Genomic DNA, 17,537 nt, shown 5'->3' on the forward strand with positions numbered 1-17,537 from the left:
CGCAGTATTTCGTAGTACTCATAGACGCATGACCTGCAGAACCGAGGGAGAATTATGACCGCACCAGCCGACGAACGTCCTGGATTCCGACGTGTGCTTCTCAAGCTCGGCGGCGAAATGTTCGGCGGCGGCGGGGTGGGGCTCGATCCTGACGTGGTGACGACCGTTGCCGCGCAGATCGCCGAGGTCGTCCGCTCGGGCGTGCAGGTAGCGGTGGTGATCGGCGGCGGCAACTTCTTCCGCGGTGCCGAGCTGCAGCAGCGCGGCCTCGACCGGGCCCGCTCGGACTACATGGGCATGCTCGGAACGGTCATGAACTGCCTTGCACTGCAGGACTTCCTGGAGAAGCAGGGTGTGGACACCCGCGTGCAGACTGCCATCACGATGGGTCAGGTCGCCGAGCCGTACCTGCCGCTGCGGGCCAGCCGCCACCTGGAGAAGGGGCGCGTCGTGATCTTCGGCGCCGGCATGGGTATGCCGTATTTCTCGACCGACACCACGGCTGCGCAGCGCGCCCTCGAGATCGGCGCCGAGGTGGTCCTGATGGCCAAGTCCGTCGACGGCGTCTATTCGGCCGATCCGCGCCTGGATCCCGACGCCACGATGTACTCCGAGATCACCCATCGTGAGGTGATCGAAAAGGGCCTGAAGGTCGCGGATGCGACAGCGTTCAGCCTGTGCATGGACAATCAGATGCCGATCATGGTGTTCAACCTCCTCACGCAGGGCAACATCGCTCGTGCGGTGTCCGGTGAGAAGATCGGAACACTGGTCAAGTCATGACGACGCGCAATGTGATCATGGATCGCAACGCACGTGACCGCGATGGATACGAGACGGAGGAACAGCCGTGATTGATGAAGCTCTCTTCGAGGCCGAGGAGAAGATGGAAAAGGCCATCACGGTTGCGAAGGACGACCTCGGGTCCATCCGGACCGGTCGCGCCAACCCGGGCATGTTCAACCGCATCGTCGTCGAGTACTACGGCTCGATGACGCCCATCACGCAGCTGGCGGGCATCAACGTGCCCGAGGCGCGGATGGTCATCATCAAGCCCTACGAGGCTTCGCAGCTCGGACCGATCGAGAACGCGATCCGCAACTCCGACCTGGGTCTCAATCCCAGCAACGACGGCAGCATCATCCGCATCTCGATCCCGCAGCTCACCGAGGAGCGCCGCCGCGAGTTCGTGAAGCAGGCCAAGGGCAAGGGCGAGGACGCCAAGGTCTCGATCCGCAACGTCCGACGCAAGACGATGGACGAACTGTCGCGCATCCAGAAGGACGGCGAGGCCGGCGAGGACGAGGTCGGGCGCGCCGAGAAGGAACTCGACAAGACCACCGCGCGCTACGTCAGCCAGATCGACGAGCTGGTGAAGCACAAGGAAGCCGAATTGATGGAGGTTTAGCGGTGGGGAAAGCTGACGGCGCCCCCGTAGCGTCGCCGGGTCCGGCCGCGGCACCCTCCAAGGCCGGACGTAACCTTCCTGCCGCGATCGCCGTCGGCGGTGGCCTCGGCGTCGCGTTGATCGTGATCCTGATCTACGCGCCTCTCGTGTGGATCGGCGTCGTTGCGGTCGCCATGGCGGTCGCGACCTGGGAGGTCGCCAAGCGCCTGCGCGAGGCCGACATCAACGTCCCGATCATTCCCCTGCTGGTCGGCGGCCAAGCCGTCATCTGGTTGAGCTGGCCGTACGGCACGACCGGCGTGCTGGGTGCGTTCGCCGGCACGGTGCTGGTGACGATGGTGTGGCGTCTGTTCGATCACGGGCTTGCCGCCACCCCGCGCAATTTCTTGCGCGACACGGCGGTCGCTGTGTTCGTAACGGCCTGGATCCCGCTGCTCGCGTCGTTTGCCACGCTGATGGTGCTGCAGGACGACGGCGCCGCCCGTGTGCTCTGTCTCATGATCGTCGTGGTCTGCTCCGACGTCGGTGGCTACGTCGCGGGGGTGTTCTTCGGCAAGCATCCGATGGTGCCGGCGATCAGCCCCAAGAAGTCCTGGGAGGGCTTCGCGGGCTCGCTCGCGTTCTGCATCGTCGGTGGCGTTCTGACGGTGACGTTCATCCTGGATGCGAACCCACTGGTCGGCGCGCTCCTCGGCGTCGCATTGGTGTTCACCGCGACGCTGGGCGATCTCATCGAGTCCCAGGTCAAGCGTGAGCTGGGGATCAAGGACATGGGTACGCTGCTGCCCGGCCACGGCGGCATCATGGACCGGCTCGACTCGCTTCTGCCGTCCGCCTTCGTCACCTGGCTCGTCCTCACCGTTCTGGTGTGAGCCTCATCCGTTCCGGCCGTGGTCGGGCTCGGGGTCCCATCCCGAGCCCGAACATCTGGCACTGGCCGGACATCTATGAGATCGAGAACCGAGCCCAGGACGTCGACGGTGTGGTGTTCACGGCCCTCGCCGAGCTGGCAGGCTGGGGTGGGCGCGACGTTCTCGACGTCGGTTGCGGTGCCGGGTTCCATCTGCCGGTCTTCGCCGCCGCCGCACGTTCGGTGGTGGGCGTCGAGCCTCATCCTCCCCTCGTGGCAGCTGCCCGCGCCCGTGTGGAGGGGCACAGCGCGATCACCGTGCTGCACGGGTCTGCCGAGTCGCTGCCCCTTCCCGACGCGTCCGTCGACGTCGTCCACGCGCGTACCGCGTACTTCTTCGGGCCCGGGTGCGGCCCGGGCATCCTCGAGGCGATGCGGGTGCTGCGGCCCGGGGGAGTGCTCGCGATCGTCGATCTCGACGCCACCGTTTCGCCGTACGGCGACTGGATGCGTGCCGATCTTGCGCACTACGATCCGCGCGCTGTCGAGTCGTTCTTCGAGGCACAGGGATTCGCGATGCATCGCGTTCGGACGCGCTGGGAGTTCGAGAATCGGGACGGCCTGCGCGCGGTCCTGGGAATCGAATTCACCGAACGCACGGCCGCCCGTGCTTTCGCGGAGACCGCGGGTCTGGGTCTCGAGGTCGGCTACCGCATCCATACCCGATCCGTGCCGACGGGGCTGATCCTCTGAACAGGTAAGTGTTACTCAGAGTATTGACAACGGCTGCTGTCATCGTGTGGGGTGAGTCACATGCGCATTCTGCGGGGCTTTCGTCGGACGGCAGTGATATTGGGTGGGTGCCTGGCGGCCGCGACGGCGGTAGGTGTGGCGGAGGCCGCGCCCGCACCTGCGGACTTCTACCAGGTTCCGGCGGAGGGACTCTCGGGTGAGTCGGGCAGCATCGTGCGCTCGGCCCCGTACGCTCCGCTGCTGTCGATCCCGAATCAGCAGGGTCCGTGGCCGTCGGGCGCGAACCGAATGATGTACCGCACGACGGATGCTCACGGTGCGGCGACGGTGGCCACCGCGACGTACTTCGACGCGAGTCTGCCCTGGACGGGCGCCGGTGCGCGCCCGCTCGTCGTCCTCGCGCCCGGCACACAGGGGCAGGGTGACCAGTGCGCGCCGTCGAAGCTGTTCTCGGACATCGTCCACTACAACGTCCCGCTCGACTTCGCGGTGGAGTACGAGCTGCTTCAGGTGCACGCGCTGCTCTCGCGCGGCGTCGACGTCGTGGTCGCCGACTATCAGGGCCTCGGGACTGCGGGCATGCACAGCTACACCGACCGGCGCGCACAGGGCCAGACGATTCTCGACGCCGCCCGGGCTGTGAAGGCGTTGCCTGACAGTCGGATCGCGGCCGACAGCCCGATCGGCTTGTGGGGCTACTCGCAGGGCGGCGGCGCGGCAGCCTCGGCGGCGGAGATGCAGACGTCGTATGCGCCCGATCTGAATGTCCGCGGTACCTATGCGGGCGGCCCGCCTGCCGATCTGCGGAAGGTCGCCGCGGCCCTCGATGGTGGTCTCGCGGCGGGGTTGCTCGGCTACGCCGTCAACAGCATCTACGCCGGCTATCCGGAGGCCCGCGCCGAGATCGACGGCGCCCTCAACCCGACGGGCCGGCAGGCGCTGGACGCCATCGCGACCCAGTGCGTGCCGGAGACCATCGCGCGATACGGGCTGCACCGGACCGCGGAGTGGACGAACGACGGACGCTCGATCGCCGAACTCATCGACGGATTGCCGGCGGTCCGGGCGGTCGTCGACGAGCAGCGGATCGGACGGTCGGTGCCGCACAGCCCCGTGCTGATCGTGCAGGGACGCAACGACGACCTCATTCCGCACGCGCAGGCCGCGCAGTTGGCCGGAGACTGGTGCGGACAGGGGGCGACGGTGGAATTCCGCACCGAGGAGATCCCGCCGATCGCCCCGGGCTTCGTCGTCGGCCACGGGTTGCCGATGATGTCGGGTCTGCCGTCCGCGCTGGATTGGATGACGGATCGATTCAACGGTGTGCCGGCGCCGTCGAACTGCGCCAGGTGACCGTCAGGCGAGGCCGAACACCTCGGCGAGGTGCGTGAGCTTCTTGGCTTTGGCGAGCCGGGGCAGGTCACTGCCGTCCCGCACTCGTTCACCGTCGGTGCCCAGTTCGGCGATCACGTCGTGCGCCCAGGCGATGTCGTGGGGACTCGGGCTCAGCGTGCGATTCACCGTCTGCGCCTGGTCGGAGTGCAGGCACAGTTTGCCGGTGAGGCCGAGTGACGCCGTCGCTTCGCAGTCGCGTTGCAGGATGGTGTCGTTCGCGGACACTGTCGGGCCGTCGATCGGGCCGCCCGCGAGGCGGGCCGCGCGGCTCGCGATCACGAGCCGAGAGCGCGGATAGGCCATGGCGAGCACGTCGTCGCTCATCCCGGTGTCGCGGCGGAAGTCGCCGCTGCCGAACGCGAGACGGAACGTGCCGTCCGCGCGGGCAATCTCCGGCGCTGCCTCCAGGCCCGCTGCCGACTCGATCAACGTGATGATCCGGGTGCCGTCCGGCAGCCGTTCGCGGGTTGCTTCCACCTGCCCGCCGCTCTCGGTCTTCGCGAGCATGACACCGGACAGCCCGGGGAGTTCGGCGAGCGTCTCGAGGTCGTCAGCCCAGAACGGGGTCGTGGCGTCGTTGATGCGCACCCACCCGTCGCCTCCGCCGGTGAGCCACTCGGTCACCGCGGCCCGCGCGGCCGGCTTGTGATCGGGTGTGACGGCGTCCTCGAGGTCCAGGATCATGGCGTCGGCGTGCCCGGGGCGCACGAAGCTGTCGGGTCTGGTGGCTGCCGTGAGGAGCCACGAGCGGGCCAGATCGGGATCGATGCCGGCGCGGCCGGACGGCTGCGTGTGAACGGTCACGGGGCGGCTCCTCGTCGTACTGACCGGACTCCTGCGGTTCCTCCATCGTGCCGTGCTGCTGCGCGGTCAGCTACCCCGCCGGGTTGGCGTCGGGCGGCGGATTCCCCGATGCTGCCCGTTTCGCGACACGGCGGATCTGGATGATCCGGACTCCACCGGCCAGCGCCATGATGAGGGCGCCCGCGATCGCCGCCAGGAGGAGGCTGATGCCTGCGGGGAGACTGAACTCCCACGCGAACAGCTCGAACGTGACGGAGTCCAGGTTCTGCAGAATGAAGATCAGCAGCAGGATCGCGACCACGATCCCGATGACCAACCCGGTCCACGTCGATGCCGCGCGGGTGCGGCCGAGCTTGTGCGCATCGTGTGACGTCAACGCGCCCGACTCTTCGTGTCGCCCGTGGGGGGCCGTCGCGTCAAGGGGCGGCTCCACCGGGGTCGCCTGGGCGTCCTCGGGGTCCTCTCGTCGATTCTCGGACATGTGTCGATCATCACCCACTGTGTGGTGTTCCGCACGCGCATCGGACAGCTCGGTCGAGCAGTGGGAGAATGGCAGGCACTATGACTGTCTCCCTTCCTCTCGTCTTCAATGCGCCGCGCCGCGGAATGCCGCCGCGTCATCTCGCCGACCTCGACGCCGACGAGCGCAAGGAGGCCGTGAAGGAACTGGGTCTGCCCGGTTTCCGGGCCGATCAACTGGCGCGGCAGTACTACGGCCGGCTCGAGGCAGATCCGGACAAGATGACCGATCTGCCTGCCGACATGCGCGAGAAGGTGGGTGCCGCGCTGTTCCCGCCGCTCTTGACCGCGGTCAAGAATGTCGCGTGTGATGCCGGGCTGACCCGCAAGACTCTGTGGAAGGCCAACGACGGCACCCTGCTCGAGAGTGTGCTGATGCGGTACCCGGACCGGGCGACGCTGTGTATCTCCAGCCAGGCCGGCTGCGGCATGGCCTGCCCGTTCTGCGCCACCGGCCAGGGCGGTCTGCAGCGGAACCTGTCCACCGCCGAGATCGTCGACCAGGTGCGCGCGGCCGCCGCGGCGCTGCGCGACGGCGACGTCGAGGGCGGTCCGGGGCGGCTGTCGAACATCGTCTTCATGGGCATGGGGGAGCCGCTCGCGAACTACAAGCGCGTCGTCGCGGCAGTCCGTCGGATCACGTCGCCCGCACCGAACGGCCTGGGCATCTCGCAGCGCGCGGTGACGGTCTCGACCGTCGGACTGGCGCCTGCGATCCGCAAGCTCGCGGACGAGGAGATGTCGGTGCGCCTGGCGGTCTCGCTGCACACGCCCGACGACGAACTGCGCGACACTCTCGTCCCGGTCAACAACCGGTGGCCGGTAGCCGAGGTGCTGGACGCGGCCCGTTACTACGCCGACAAGTCCGGTCGGCGCGTGTCGATCGAGTACGCGCTGATCCGGGACGTCAACGATCAGCCGTGGCGTGCCGACCTGCTCGGCAAGAAGCTGCACAAGGCGCTCGGGCCGCTCGTCCACGTCAACCTCATCCCGCTCAACCCGACACCGGGCAGCGAGTGGGACGCCAGCCCCAAGCCGGTCGAGCGCGAGTTCGTGCGGCGGGTCCAGGCGCAGGGCGTCTCGTGTACCGTCCGCGACACTCGCGGTCAGGAGATCGCCGCCGCCTGCGGCCAGTTGGCGGCGGAGGGTTCCTGATCCTCGGGGCCGCCCGGGTCGGGTCGGGTCGAGTTCGCTGAGCGGACGCTCTCAGTTCACCCGAGTTGCGCAAAACCTACACGTGCGCAAACGGGCGAACTAGGGTCAGCGCCACCCGTGTCCGCGCGAACCCGAGGTGGCCCATGTCGTTCCCGATCCGAAACGTCTCTCGCCGTAGCTTTCTCACCGGACTGTCGATGGTCGGCGCCGCGGCCGCGTTTCCGGTCACGGCCTTCGCGGCTCCGGTCCTGCGCCAGGCGCCAGATGTCGGGCCGGGGCTGATCCGGAACCCGGAGTTCGCGAACGGCGTCATGGCCGGAGTGCCACGCACCGACGGCGCGACGCTGTGGACGCGGATCGGTTCGGCCGGCGGGGGCGGTAGCCTCGGTTCCGTCGGTACGGGTTCGGGCACAGGCAGTCTCGGCTCCGGCGCGCTGGGCAGCGGCGGTACTGCTGCCGGGGAACTGGCGCTGATCGTGTCGACGCGCGAGGACCTGTCCGCGCCGGTGCTGGCCGAGCGGGTCCAGGTCCGCGAGGATGCCGACGGCACAGTGCATTTCGATGCGACGGGCCTCGTGCCCGGTGAGACCTACTACTACCAGTTTCGTGGCGCCGGGGGAGAGTCGCCGATCGGCCGGTTCCGGACGCTGCGGCCTGCGGATTCCGACGAACCGGTCCGCATCGGCTGGTTCACCTGCCAGGGCTTCGAGGAAGGCTACTACGGAGCCCACCGTCATCTTGCCGAGGAAGACCTGGACTTCGTCGTGTGCCTCGGTGACTACGTCTACGAATTCACCATGCCCGGGGTTCGGGGAATCGATGCCAACGTGTTCCCGCAGGGACTCGACAGCATGCGGGACAAGTTTCGCAGGTACCGGTCGGACGCCGACCTACGGATGATGCACAGTCGGCACGCCTTCCTGCCGATCTGGGATGACCACGAGTTCCGCAACAACTACAGCAAGGACGGCTGGACGTTCCCGGTCATCTCGCCGATCGATGGTGCGATCGGGTTCCAGCAGAAGAAGCAATGGGCGTGGCAGGCGTGGTTCGAACACATGCCGGTGCCCCGGTTCGCCGACGACCCGTTGCGCACCTATCGGTCCCTGCGGGTGGGTCGGACGGTGGAGTTGTTCGCGCCGGACACCCGGCAGTACCGCGACCGTCAGGCGTGCGGCGACTCGCTCGACCACATCGTGTGCGCGGAGGCCGATGCTCCGGGCCGCACCATGCTCGGTGCGTCGCAGAAGGATTGGCTGCTCGACGGGCTGACCCACTCGGACGCGACGTGGAAGGTGGTGGCCAACGCAAACATGATGATGGGCATGGTGGTGGCGGACAACGGCACCCGGGCCTACATGGACACGTGGGACGGATACGGCGCCGAGCGGGCCGAGATCCTCTCCACCGCGGCCCAGTCGGTCGAGAACATGGTGCTCGTGACCGGGGACGACCACGACGGGTGGGCGGGTGAGCTGTGGGACACCGGGTTCGCGCCGGGCACATCGAGCGGTGAGCAGGTGAATACGCCGGGCACCCGGCGGGCGGGTGTCGAGTTCGTGGTTCCGTCGGTCACGTCCACGAACACCGGGGACGGCGGCTACAACCTCGGCAGCAGCGGAGGCGATCCTGTCGATGCCGCGCGGGCCGAGGAGATCAACCGTCGCGAGCACAACCCGCATGTCAAGCACGTCGACATGGTCAGCCACGGCTACGGGTTGCTCGACGTGGAGGCTGGTGAGGCGCGGTTCCGCTTCCGTGCGGTCGACAAGCTGAACCCGAACCCGGATGTGACGACGTCGAAATCGTTTCGGACACCCGCCGGCCAGGCCGTCATCGAACCGGCCTGACCGACGCCCGAACCCGGGAGACGCCTGTCCCAGCTACGACGAAGGCCCCGCACCTGCAGGTGCGGGGCCTTCGCGGTAAGTCTGTGCGGTGTCGACTACCGCGGTTTGCGACGCAGGATGATGTCGCGAACCAGGATGAACACGATCGCGCCGGCGAAGCCGACGAGGAACAGGTCCTCGACCTTGCCATGGTGGTTGCCGATCATCATCAGCAGCAGGAACGCGGCAAAGAACCAGCCGGCGAAACGGAACAGTCGCGGAGCTTCGCCACTCCAGCCCCATGCGGCCGAGGGGACCTCGGCGGTGTCGACGTGCGCTGCGACTACGGGGTCGTTGGAAGTGGGGTCCAACTGGGTACCGGCCACGGCTCGATCCTCCTGATGTTACGAAAGCGCTTTTCCCGCTTATCGTGGCATACGACCGTGCGTCGTACGAACCTGGGTCCGGGGGTGTCGCGATCCGAGGTGACGACGCGAAGGCCAATCCTGTGTGATTCTCTCAGCTTCGGTCAGGAACAATGGATCCGTGGCTGACACCCAACCGACTCGCGTTCTGCTGCTGGGCAGCACCGGTTCCATCGGCACCCAGGCCCTCGAGGTCATCGCCGCCAACCCCGACAAGTTCGAGGTGGTGGGGCTCGCGGCTGGGGGCGGGAACATCGACTTGCTCGCCCGCCAGATCGCGGAAACGGGCGTGACCAGTGTTGCGGTGGCCGACCCGGTCGCGGCAGCTCGCTTGGACGTGCCCGGCGTGCTGTCGGGCCCCGACGCCGTCACCGAACTCGTGCGGGCAACAGAGGCGGACGTCGTCCTCAACGCCCTTGTCGGGTCGTTGGGGCTGGAGCCGACGCTGGCGGCGCTGGAGTCCGGTGCGCGCCTGGCCCTCGCGAACAAGGAATCGCTCGTCGCGGGCGGTCCGCTCGTGACTGCGGCCGCGGCGCCCGGCCAGATCGTGCCCGTCGACTCCGAGCACTCCGCGCTCGCCCAGTGTCTGCGCGGCGGCCGCGCCGACGAGGTGGACCGACTGGTTCTGACGGCGTCGGGTGGCCCGTTCCGAGGATGGACGGCCGCGGCGCTCGAGGACGTCACGCCGGAGCAGGCCGGCGCCCATCCCACGTGGTCGATGGGTCCGATGAACACGCTCAACTCCGCGTCGCTCGTGAACAAGGGGCTCGAGCTGATCGAGACACACCTGCTGTTCGGGATCGACTACGACCGCATCGACGTCACGGTGCACCCGCAGTCGGTCGTGCACTCGATGGTGACGTTCACCGACGGTTCGACGCTCGCGCAGGCCAGCCCGCCGGACATGAAGCTGCCGATCGCACTCGCGCTCGGCTGGCCGGCACGGGTTCCGGGTGCGGCTGCCCCGTGTGACTTCTCGACCGCGTCGACGTGGACGTTCGAACCGGTGGACTCCGTGGTGTTCCCGGCGATCGACCTGGCTCGGCAGGCAGGCAAGGCCGGTGGCTGCATGACGGCGGTCTACAACGCCGCCAACGAGGTCGCGGCGGAGGCGTTCCTGAGCTCTTCACTCCGTTTTCCGGAGATCGTGCGGACCGTCGAGCGTGTTCTCGCGGCAGGCGGAGAGTGGGCCGCACCTCCCGCTACGGTGGACGACGTGTTGGCCGCCGACGGGTGGGCCCGTGCTCGCGCACGCGAGTTCGTGAAACAGGAGGGCTAGAACCGCATGGTCTTCGCTATCGGAGTAGTGCTCTTCGCCCTCGGGATCGGTGCCTCCATCGCGCTGCACGAGGCCGGGCACATGTGGACCGCCAAGGCCCTCGGGATGAAGGTCCGCCGGTACTACATCGGCTTCGGCCCCAAGATCTTCTCGTTCCGCCGCGGTGAGACCGAGTACGGACTCAAGGCCATCCCGGCGGGCGGCTTCTGCGACATCGCCGGTATGACGGCCGTCGACGAACTCGCACCCGACGAGGTCGACCGCGCCATGTACAAGCAGAAGGCGTGGAAGCGGATCGTCGTGATGTCCGGTGGCATCGCGATGAACTTCGTCCTCGGCTTCGTGCTGATCGTCGTGCTCGCGGTCGGCTGGGGACTGCCGAAATCCGACACGAGCGCCGTGGTGGAGAAGACCGCGTGTGTGTCGGCGACGCAGGCAGGTGCAGACGGCGGTTACGCGCTCTCCGAATGCACGGGGGACGGCCCCGCTGCTGCGGCCGGTATCCGTGCCGGCGACGTGATCACGGCAGTCAACGGCCAGGAGACGTCGACGTTCAGCGACGTCGTGAAGGCGACCCAACCGCTCTCGGGGACGGCCGAGTTCACCGTCGATCGGGACGGTCAGACACTGGTGCTTCCGGTGCAGATCGAGCAGGCAGAGCGCTACGTCAACAACCCTGAATCGACCGACGCCGACCCGAAGCCGCCGATCCTCCGCGAGGTCGGAGCGGTCGGCATCCAGGCCGCACCGGGGATCGTGAAGTATTCGGTACTGGGCGCCCTGCCGGCGTCCGTCGAGTACACCGGTCACCTGTTCGGGCAGACCGTGCACGCGCTGACGCAGCTGCCGTCGAAGGTCGCCGACCTGTGGACTGCGGTCACCGGTGGTGAGCGCGATCTCGACACCCCGATCAGCGTCGTCGGTGCCTCTGTCATCGGCGGCCAGGTCGCCGAGCAGGGGTTGTGGGAGGTGTTCGTGGGCCTGCTCGCGAGCCTGAACTTCTTCCTGGGTGTCTTCAACCTGCTGCCGCTCCTGCCGCTCGACGGCGGGCACATTGCGGTCACGATCTACGAGAAGATCCGGAACTCGATTCGACGGATGCGCGGCCTGGCAGCCGGTGGCCCGGTCGACTACATGAAGCTGATGCCCATCACCTACGTCGTGGTGGTGATCGGCGGCGCGTACATGCTGCTGACGCTGACTGCCGACATCGTCAACCCGATCAAGCTGTTCCCGTGACGCCGCGTCCCGACGTGCGCGAACGATAGACTTGCCCCGTACCAACGAAAGAAGGCGAAACGTGACCAGCCCCGTCGGTTTGGGCATGCCCGATGTACCTGCGGTCCTCGCACCGCGTCGTAAGACCCGTCAGCTGATGGTCGGCAACGTCGGCGTCGGCAGCGATTACCCGGTGTCCGTGCAGTCGATGTGCACGACCAAGACCCACGACATCAACGCGACGTTGCAGCAGATCGCGGAGCTGACCGCGTCGGGTTGCGACATCGTCCGCGTCGCGTGCCCGCGTCAGGAGGACGCCGACGCGCTCGCGACGATCGCGAAGAAGAGCCAGATCCCCGTGATCGCCGACATCCACTTCCAGCCGCGGTACATCTTCGCGGCGATCGATGCCGGGTGTGCCGCGGTGCGCGTGAACCCCGGCAACATCAAGGAGTTCGACGGCCGCGTCAAGGAAGTCGCGAAGGCGGCCGGCGACGCGGGCATCCCGATCCGCATCGGCGTCAACGCCGGATCGCTCGATCCGCGGCTGATGCAGAAGTACGGCAAAGCCACGCCCGAGGCGCTCGTCGAATCGGCGCTGTGGGAGGCCGGGCTGTTCGAGGAGCATGGTTTCGGCGACATCAAGATCTCGGTCAAGCACAACGATCCGGTGATCATGGTAGAGGCCTACCGGCAGCTTGCGTCGCAGTGCGACTACCCGCTGCACCTCGGTGTGACCGAGGCGGGCCCGGCGTTCCAGGGGACCATCAAGTCCGCGGTCGCGTTCGGTGCACTGCTGTCCGAGGGCATCGGCGACACCATCCGCGTATCGCTGTCGGCCCCGCCCACCGAGGAGATCAAGGTCGGCACGCAGATTCTGCAGTCGCTGAACCTGCGCCCCCGCAAGCTCGAGATCGTCTCGTGCCCGTCGTGCGGACGCGCGCAGGTGGACGTCTACACCCTCGCCGACGAGGTGAGCGCCGGACTCGAGGGCATGGAGATCCCGCTGCGCGTCGCCGTCATGGGTTGCGTCGTCAACGGACCGGGCGAGGCCCGCGAAGCCGATCTGGGCGTCGCGTCGGGCAACGGCAAGGGGCAGATCTTCGTGAAGGGCAAGGTCATCAAGACCGTTCCCGAGGCGCAGATCGTCGAGACGCTGATCGAGGAAGCGATGCGTATCGCTGACGAGATGGAAGGCGGGGAGGCGAGCGGTGCGCCAGTCGTCACCGTGAGCTGAGAAATCCTCCCACCCCCGCGCAGGTTCATGGCAATGTGGTTACCAGATCCGGCGCTGGCAGCTCGACGCTGACAGTCATCATGCCGAGCGGTCCCACGGCACAAGGGGGTGCGTCAGTGCTCAAGCTCCTCGGAGCGCGGCAACTGGGTGGTCGGGACACCTCCCAGGTGCTGCGTGTGCTCGAAGCCGATCCTGTCGCCGCCTGCATGGTCGCGGCCCGCGTCCAACAGTCCGGACTCGATCCGCGAGCCCTCCAGGGCGAGATGTGGAGCCGAGGTGGGCCGACGGAGTCGCTTTGCTTCGCCGGTGCCAACCTGGTGCCGCTACTCGGGGGCACCGACGACCTGAGGTCCTTCGCGGACCGGGCCACCAGGTTCCCGCGGATGTGTTCGTCGATTGTCGGCCGGGACTCGCTGGCACTTCCGCTGTGGGAGATGCTCGAGTCGGAGTGGGGCCCGGGTCGTGAGATACGTTCGGAGCAGCCACTGCTCGCCCTGCGGGGCGACCCGGCCGTGAAACCAGATCCGCGGGTGCGGCAGGTGCGCATGGACGAGATCGAGGCGTATCTGCCTGCGGCGGTCGCGATGTTCATCGAGGAAGTCGGCATGGACCCCCGGGCCAACGACGGCGGCCGCAATTACCGGCGTCGCGTTGCGAACCTGATCGCATCGGGCCGGGCATGGGCGCGGTTCGAGAACGGCGAAGTGGTCTTCAAGGCGGAGGTGGGATCGATGTCCGCCGCCGTGGGCCAGATCCAAGGCGTGTGGGTGAATCCGGAACGCCGAGGCGAGGGCCTCGGGGCCTCGGGTACGGCGGCGGTCGCGGCGGCAGTGGCGGCACTGGGGCGGGTGCCGAGTCTGTACGTCAACAGCTTCAACGAGCGTGCCCGCCGCACGTATGCGAACGTCGGCTTCACTCAGGTCGCGACGTTCGCGACGGTGCTGCTCGACTGAACAGCGGCGAGGTCAGGCCGCGCCCGACCATCGCAGGTAGGCGCGGGCGAGGGGATCCGCTGCCAGGATCGCAACGATGGCTGCCGCAATCATGTACGGCCCGAACGGAATTGTCGTGCCGATCCGGCTCCGCCGGCCAGCCAGGAGGATCACGCCGACGACTGCCGCCAGCAGGAACGCCAGGAATGCCCCGACGAGCAGCGTGCCGTAGGAGATGAACGCCAGGACGGCGCCGATCACGCCCGCCAGCTTGACGTCGCCGAACCCCATGCCGGCCGGATAGATCAGGGCGAGCACCAAGTAGAACCCGAAGAGAACGATGGCCCCGATCGCTGCTCGAAGCAGCGCGGGCCAGTCGTTCAGGATCACGGAAGCGGCTGTGAGACAAACGAACAAGATCGGGTATGCCGGCACGACGAGGAAGTTCGGCAGTCGTTTGCAGTCGATGTCGATAACGGTGAGGGCGACTCCGAGGGCAGCGAAGTAGAGGTACGCCGGCGCCGCCGGGAGCAGATCGAGGGCGGCGAGGCGCAGCGTCACAGCGACGAACAGCAGTGCCGTGGACAGTTCGACGAGCACGTGGCGGGCGCTGGTGTCGCGGGGCCTGATGAGCGTGTCCAGCACCGCAATGCGCGCGGATGTCGCCGGCGCGGGGGAGTAGCCGCGTACTTCTTCGGAAGGCTCGTCCGCTCCCTGTGCCGTCTCGAACCGGACCCGGTCGATCGCCCTGTTCGCGAAGGTGCCGGCGAGGATGCCGAGGATCGCGGCGACGCCGCTCGTCGCGAAGATCACCTTTGGTCACCTATGACTGTCAGTTTGCGTTGCGCTTCGGTGACTCCGGCTGTGTGCTGCCGATAGAGGGGCGGTGGCGGTGCGTCGGGTCGCATCAAACTCCATTGGGGTGGAGACGATCTCGTGGCGGGGCTTGCTGGAGGTGCACCCAGGCGAGGCGCTATCGAAATGTCGATCGTGATTGAAACGTTACCTGGAAGGGTGTCCAGTTCTCGGTTTGGGCCCTAAAGTTTCCGATCAGATTACCTGAATAAGTGATCCGCCTCACAGTTGGACTGTTCGATCTGAGATCCTCTCCCCTACCAAATCAGGAGCTCTCATGAACCCTTTCTGCGTGAAGCGGTACGCCTGTCTGGGCTCCAAGGAACCCGCGGCGCCTGACTCTTGCGCGCTACCGTGCTGCCGTGCCGGGTGAGTGGTCGACGCGGATCTAGTGGCTATTCTTCTGCGGGCGGATCGTCGAGGCGACCTGTCTGCATGCTGGGTGCGGGTGACGGCGTCCCCGGCGGCAGTCGGTCAAGGCGGGTAAGCCGCTGCCCCGCAGCAACGTTCGGAAATCTCGGTATTGCACCGCGGCCGTGAATCTTCGGGATCGGGCACCTCGCCGGGGGGTGAGCATGAGCGATTCGTGGTGGCGCTCACGCTCACCCCCGGTGTGGGTGCTACCCGTACACGACTGCCCGCGTCACCTGCATCGTCTTGCGGTTCAGATAGCAGAACAGCACCGCGTGCTCGCCGGCGACGGTGCAGGTTGCGGTGACTGCATCACCGGCGGCGATGAGCTTGGTGACGTTCTCGACCACCCGGCCACCGAGCAGTTCGACTGCCCTGCTGTCCCCGCGCTTGGCGTCGGCGACGAGGCGTCGAACAGATCGTTTGCCGCGCTCGCCGACGCTGCGGACGGCGAGTCCGAACGCGAGCGAGCCGCCGAGGCCCTGCAGGCGGAGCATGCGCGCGCTCATGCCTGCTGCGACAGCGAGTTTCGCGCGGTCCACGCCTGCGACCTGAGCGAACATCGGCGCCACTTCCCAGTGCGCGGCGATGCGCCGGATGCGGGGCGCGCCTTCGTCGAGGGTCGTCTCGTACAACAGGTGCATGGGAGCCTTGGCTACCACGCCGCCGCCCAGTCGGGTCTCGATCGTCACGTCGCGGATCACGTCGAGGCCGCTGACGATGTCATCGTTCTCGACATGGAAGCGGATGTCGTTCGGGGCGATGAACGTGTCCCAGAATCGGGCGAGCGCGTCGCGGCCACGCACGTGACTGCGCCGGTCGTACAGGCCACCGAGTACGGGTCGGCCGCCGACGGGATCCTCGACCACGTGCCGGTCCGCAAACAGTCCCAACCAGGCATTTTTGTCGTGCACTGCGACGGCGGCGGGGGACTGGCGAGCCAGATTGAGCAACTCCTGCGTGGTGGTGGTGCGGGTGATCGTGGTCGCCTCGATCGGTGTCGCTGACATGGCCGCGAGTATGGCACAGGAGGTGGAACGTGTTCCAGGTTCCGGCGATGTCGGGGCCACCCCGCCGTTAGGCTGCATGAATGACTGATATGTCCAGTTCGGCGGAGGTCGGTGGTTCCGAAGACGACAAGCGCGCCTCCGTGGAGCAGCGCCCTCCCGTCAACGCTGGATGGGCCGTCGCGGCACTACTCTTCTTCTGGCCGTTGTCGTTCGCGGCCTTCACTCACGCATTCAACGTGCACCCGATGTGGTCCGAGGGTGACCACGACGGCGCCCGGAACGCGTCGAAGCGCGTTCGGTGGCTGGGGCAGGTGTCGCTGTGGATCGGCGGGTCGATCGCGGTGGTGCTGGTGGCGGTGTACGTCGTGGTTTCGGCCGTGTGGATCGACGGGCACCGCGACCACGGAGCCTCGCCGTCGTTCACCGGTGCCGGCTATTGCGATTTCGATGGCGGCTTCTCCAGTGGAGGTGACTTCGGTGGAGGCGACTTCGGTGGAGGCGACTTCGGCAGTTTCGATTGGTAGTTGGGGGCCTATCGAGAATCTGCCACCTCCTACGGCAGCAGACCCATCCGCCGCGCCGACACGACGGCCTCCCTGCGCGAGTGCGCGTCGAGCTTGCTCATGGCGCTGCGCAGGTAACTCTTCACCGTCTCGGGCTTGACGGAAAGCCGTTCGGCGATAGCGGCATTCGAGCAACCGAGTGCCGCGTGACTGAGGACGTCGACCTCGCGCGGCGACAGGATCACGGAGGGTGCGGCGGTTTCGACGCGCCCGCTCCCGATGCCGGCCAGTCTCGCGGACAGCGCCCGCAACTGTTCCTGGAGTGAAGGATCGCCGACGGTCTGCGCGATGCTGCGCAGCTCGGCGTGGACGTCGCGGATCTCCTCGGTGTCCGCCCCCGAATGCGCGGACTGCTCGGCGGTCGCGGCGTCGAGGAGTTGGACGCGCCGATCCACCTCGTCGCGGATCGCGATCTCGTTCGCGAGCTTGCGTCCGGCGTGCATCATGACGTCGGTCAGGCGTTCGCCGACCGGCGACTGTTCGCGGATCGCCGCGTACAGCACCGCGCGTGACCGTCCCCGCACGACGACCGGGACAGCCAGCACCGACCGGAGGCCCTCGGCCAGAACCGGGCGGTCATAGTGATGGGTGATGCTGTTGTCGCGGCCGTAGTCGTCGACCGAGACGGGATTCTTCCGCTCCACCACTCGGCCGCCCAGCCCCGAGCTTTCCGGCACCGCGAGGCCGCGCAGGCCGTCGGTGTGGGTGCCGACGAACTCGCCCAGTCGCAGCGTCCGGTCGTCGACCTCGCCGCCGAACACGACGGGCACGATGCCGCTGGCCGCAACTTTGCGCAGCTCAGTGCGCAGCGCGTCGCGGTCGCGTGGTCGAAGCAGGGCCGTGCTGTCGGTCGGCATCCTCTTCACCCCTTTCCGGGGGTAGTGGTTCGAGGCT

At 67.5% G+C, this 17,537-nt stretch carries 18 protein-coding genes; 12 read left to right on the top strand and 6 right to left on the bottom strand.

Going from position 1 to position 17,537, the window contains the following annotated elements; translation table 11 throughout:
* Positions 1-54 precede the first annotated feature (54 nt).
* The 5 genes from pyrH to C8K36_RS14800 all read left to right on the top strand — a co-directional run bounded on the left by pyrH (position 55) and on the right by C8K36_RS14800 (position 4,364).
* Positions 55-783, top strand: coding sequence for a UMP kinase (pyrH, locus tag C8K36_RS14780; protein ID WP_107985272.1), 729 nt, complete (start codon positions 55-57; stop codon positions 781-783).
* Positions 784-850: 67 nt separating this feature from the next.
* Positions 851-1,408: a ribosome recycling factor gene (gene frr / locus C8K36_RS14785; RefSeq protein WP_107985273.1), complete on the top strand. Its 558-nt coding sequence runs from the start codon at positions 851-853 to the stop codon at positions 1,406-1,408.
* A gap of 2 nt (positions 1,409-1,410) precedes the next feature.
* The gene (locus C8K36_RS14790) at positions 1,411-2,280 is read left to right on the top strand and encodes a phosphatidate cytidylyltransferase (RefSeq protein WP_107985274.1); all 870 of its coding nucleotides are present in this window, start codon (positions 1,411-1,413) and stop codon (positions 2,278-2,280) included.
* A complete protein-coding gene (locus C8K36_RS14795) occupies positions 2,277-3,011 on the top strand; it encodes a class I SAM-dependent methyltransferase (protein ID WP_107985275.1) in 735 nt (244 codons plus the stop codon). Before C8K36_RS14790 ends, C8K36_RS14795 begins: the two co-directional genes overlap by 4 nt.
* 60 nt (positions 3,012-3,071) lie before the next feature.
* Entirely contained in the window at positions 3,072-4,364 is a 1,293-nt protein-coding gene (locus C8K36_RS14800; RefSeq protein WP_107985276.1) for a lipase family protein, read from the top strand.
* Positions 4,365-4,367: 3 nt separating this feature from the next.
* Here C8K36_RS14800 and C8K36_RS14805 read toward each other — a convergent pair whose 3' ends face one another.
* Positions 4,368-5,210 carry an HpcH/HpaI aldolase/citrate lyase family protein gene (locus C8K36_RS14805; protein ID WP_107985277.1) on the bottom strand — a complete coding sequence of 281 codons (843 nt, stop codon included), beginning with the start codon at positions 5,208-5,210 and terminating at the stop codon, positions 4,368-4,370.
* Between the two features lie 70 nt (positions 5,211-5,280).
* Positions 5,281-5,691 carry a LapA family protein gene (locus tag C8K36_RS14810; RefSeq protein WP_107985278.1) on the bottom strand — a complete coding sequence of 137 codons (411 nt, stop codon included), beginning with the start codon at positions 5,689-5,691 and terminating at the stop codon, positions 5,281-5,283.
* An 80-nt stretch (positions 5,692-5,771) separates the two neighbouring features.
* Between C8K36_RS14810 and rlmN the strand changes: the two genes are divergently transcribed.
* Together rlmN and C8K36_RS14820 are read left to right on the top strand one after the other, a co-directional pair.
* Entirely contained in the window at positions 5,772-6,884 is a 1,113-nt protein-coding gene (gene rlmN / locus C8K36_RS14815; protein WP_107985279.1) for a 23S rRNA (adenine(2503)-C(2))-methyltransferase RlmN, read from the top strand.
* 143 nt (positions 6,885-7,027) lie between these two features.
* Positions 7,028-8,734: an alkaline phosphatase D family protein gene (locus C8K36_RS14820; RefSeq protein WP_107985280.1), complete on the top strand. Its 1,707-nt coding sequence runs from the start codon at positions 7,028-7,030 to the stop codon at positions 8,732-8,734.
* A 95-nt stretch (positions 8,735-8,829) separates the two neighbouring features.
* On the opposite strand, the gene C8K36_RS14825 is transcribed toward C8K36_RS14820, so the two are convergent.
* Positions 8,830-9,099 carry a DUF2631 domain-containing protein gene (locus C8K36_RS14825; protein WP_107985281.1) on the bottom strand — a complete coding sequence of 90 codons (270 nt, stop codon included), beginning with the start codon at positions 9,097-9,099 and terminating at the stop codon, positions 8,830-8,832.
* A gap of 160 nt (positions 9,100-9,259) precedes the next feature.
* Here C8K36_RS14825 and dxr point away from each other — a divergent pair, with 160 nt between their 5' ends.
* The 4 genes from dxr (at position 9,260) to C8K36_RS14845 (ending at position 13,825) form a co-directional block, all read left to right on the top strand.
* Positions 9,260-10,417, top strand: coding sequence for a 1-deoxy-D-xylulose-5-phosphate reductoisomerase (gene dxr / locus C8K36_RS14830; RefSeq protein ID WP_107985282.1), 1,158 nt, complete (start codon positions 9,260-9,262; stop codon positions 10,415-10,417).
* A gap of 6 nt (positions 10,418-10,423) precedes the next feature.
* A complete protein-coding gene (locus C8K36_RS14835) occupies positions 10,424-11,656 on the top strand; it encodes a M50 family metallopeptidase (RefSeq protein ID WP_107985283.1) in 1,233 nt (410 codons plus the stop codon).
* A gap of 61 nt (positions 11,657-11,717) precedes the next feature.
* Positions 11,718-12,872, top strand: a complete 1,155-nt coding sequence (gene ispG, locus C8K36_RS14840; RefSeq protein ID WP_107985284.1) for a flavodoxin-dependent (E)-4-hydroxy-3-methylbut-2-enyl-diphosphate synthase — start codon at positions 11,718-11,720, stop codon at positions 12,870-12,872.
* 116 nt (positions 12,873-12,988) lie between these two features.
* Positions 12,989-13,825, top strand: coding sequence for a GNAT family N-acetyltransferase (locus C8K36_RS14845; RefSeq protein WP_107985285.1), 837 nt, complete (start codon positions 12,989-12,991; stop codon positions 13,823-13,825).
* A 12-nt stretch (positions 13,826-13,837) separates the two neighbouring features.
* Here C8K36_RS14845 and C8K36_RS14850 read toward each other — a convergent pair whose 3' ends face one another.
* Both C8K36_RS14850 and C8K36_RS14855 read right to left on the bottom strand, forming a co-directional pair.
* The gene (locus C8K36_RS14850; RefSeq protein ID WP_107985286.1) at positions 13,838-14,617 is read right to left on the bottom strand and encodes a prepilin peptidase; all 780 of its coding nucleotides are present in this window, start codon (positions 14,615-14,617) and stop codon (positions 13,838-13,840) included.
* A 662-nt stretch (positions 14,618-15,279) separates the two neighbouring features.
* Positions 15,280-16,080 (bottom strand): nuclear transport factor 2 family protein, encoded by an 801-nt coding sequence (locus tag C8K36_RS14855; RefSeq protein ID WP_107985287.1) that lies wholly within the window; start codon positions 16,078-16,080, stop codon positions 15,280-15,282.
* A gap of 80 nt (positions 16,081-16,160) precedes the next feature.
* On the opposite strand from C8K36_RS14855, the gene C8K36_RS14860 reads away from it, so the two are divergent.
* Positions 16,161-16,604, top strand: coding sequence for a CD225/dispanin family protein (locus C8K36_RS14860; RefSeq protein ID WP_107985288.1), 444 nt, complete (start codon positions 16,161-16,163; stop codon positions 16,602-16,604).
* 29 nt (positions 16,605-16,633) lie between these two features.
* Here the strand turns inward: C8K36_RS14860 and C8K36_RS14865 are convergent, their stop codons facing one another.
* A complete protein-coding gene (locus C8K36_RS14865; RefSeq protein WP_107985289.1) occupies positions 16,634-17,500 on the bottom strand; it encodes a LuxR C-terminal-related transcriptional regulator in 867 nt (288 codons plus the stop codon).
* Between the last annotated feature and the right edge of the window lie 37 nt (positions 17,501-17,537).

The organism is Rhodococcus sp. OK519 (assembly GCF_003051005.1).
Classification (GTDB): domain Bacteria; phylum Actinomycetota; class Actinomycetes; order Mycobacteriales; family Mycobacteriaceae; genus Prescottella.

Excerpts from the sequence above, each read along its gene's own strand:
- pyrH (WP_107985272.1), top strand. The coding sequence starts at position 55 with ATGACCGCACCAGCCGACGAACGTCCTGGATTCCGACGTGTGCTTCTC.
- C8K36_RS14800 (WP_107985276.1), top strand. The coding sequence starts at position 3,072 with ATGCGCATTCTGCGGGGCTTTCGTCGGACGGCAGTGATATTGGGTGGG.
- C8K36_RS14810 (WP_107985278.1), bottom strand. The coding sequence starts at position 5,691 with ATGTCCGAGAATCGACGAGAGGACCCCGAGGACGCCCAGGCGACCCCG.
- rlmN (WP_107985279.1), top strand. The coding sequence starts at position 5,772 with ATGACTGTCTCCCTTCCTCTCGTCTTCAATGCGCCGCGCCGCGGAATG.
- C8K36_RS14820 (WP_107985280.1), top strand. The coding sequence starts at position 7,028 with ATGTCGTTCCCGATCCGAAACGTCTCTCGCCGTAGCTTTCTCACCGGA.
- C8K36_RS14835 (WP_107985283.1), top strand. The coding sequence starts at position 10,424 with ATGGTCTTCGCTATCGGAGTAGTGCTCTTCGCCCTCGGGATCGGTGCC.
- C8K36_RS14855 (WP_107985287.1), bottom strand. The coding sequence starts at position 16,080 with ATGTCAGCGACACCGATCGAGGCGACCACGATCACCCGCACCACCACC.
- C8K36_RS14860 (WP_107985288.1), top strand. The coding sequence starts at position 16,161 with ATGACTGATATGTCCAGTTCGGCGGAGGTCGGTGGTTCCGAAGACGAC.
- C8K36_RS14865 (WP_107985289.1), bottom strand. The coding sequence starts at position 17,500 with ATGCCGACCGACAGCACGGCCCTGCTTCGACCACGCGACCGCGACGCG.